2 protein-coding genes are annotated in these 744 nt (G+C 45.3%); both read right to left on the reverse strand.

Annotated elements, in window-relative coordinates; all coding sequences use genetic code 11:
• A partial coding sequence (locus A3738_RS18170; RefSeq protein ID WP_156504328.1) for a phosphate regulon sensor protein PhoR occupies positions 1-227 on the reverse strand: 227 nt, incomplete at its 3' end.
• A gap of 52 nt (positions 228-279) precedes the next feature.
• Positions 280-744 (reverse strand): winged helix-turn-helix domain-containing protein (locus tag A3738_RS18175; protein ID WP_068763763.1); only part of this gene is annotated, 465 nt, incomplete at its 5' end.

Consider the following 744-nt stretch of genomic DNA (forward strand, 5'->3'; position numbering starts at 1 on the left):
TCAAAAAGGTCTCCCCATAAACCATAACTTTCAGGCACTTCTTTTGGCTTTTTAGTTGGATAGAGCCAAGCATGTAAACGAAGTGCTTGTCGCACCATCCACAAGCTATAGCTCGCAAAGAACACCAGAAGACTAGGAAGGAGAAGGTCCGTGATTAAGCCGAGTAAAACAGCTAGCACAAATGCCCACACTAAATAGCGGACATGTGCAGACGCGCGTTTATGCATTCGCTTTGCTTCCTTTAAACTCGCACAAAATAGATAAGGCTATATTAGCCAATTAATGCGCCGTTTTGGTAGAAAAACGATAACCGGTACCTCGAACAGTTTGAACTAAGGCTTCATGGCGTTTGCCGATCGCTTTGCGCAAACGACGAATGTGTACATCAACAGTGCGTTCTTCCACATACACATTACCACCCCAAACGAGGTCCAATAGCTGCGCTCGCGTGTAGACGCGATCTTGGTGTGTCATGAAAAACTGCAGGAGTTTATATTCTGTTGGCCCCATCGAAAGCGTTTCACCTTCTGAGCTAACACGGTGACAGACTGGATCGAGCTCTAAGCCATCAATATTAATCGCAGACTCTAACCCTTGTGGATTAGCTCGACGCAGCACCGCTTTTAACCTAGCCACTAACTCACGTGGAGAAAAAGGCTTAGTAATGTAATCATCCGCTCCGACTTCCAAGCCTTGAATCTTATTGTCTTCTTCGACTTTCGCAGTGATCATAATGATTGGAAT

This window comes from Oleiphilus sp. HI0066 (assembly GCF_001635725.1).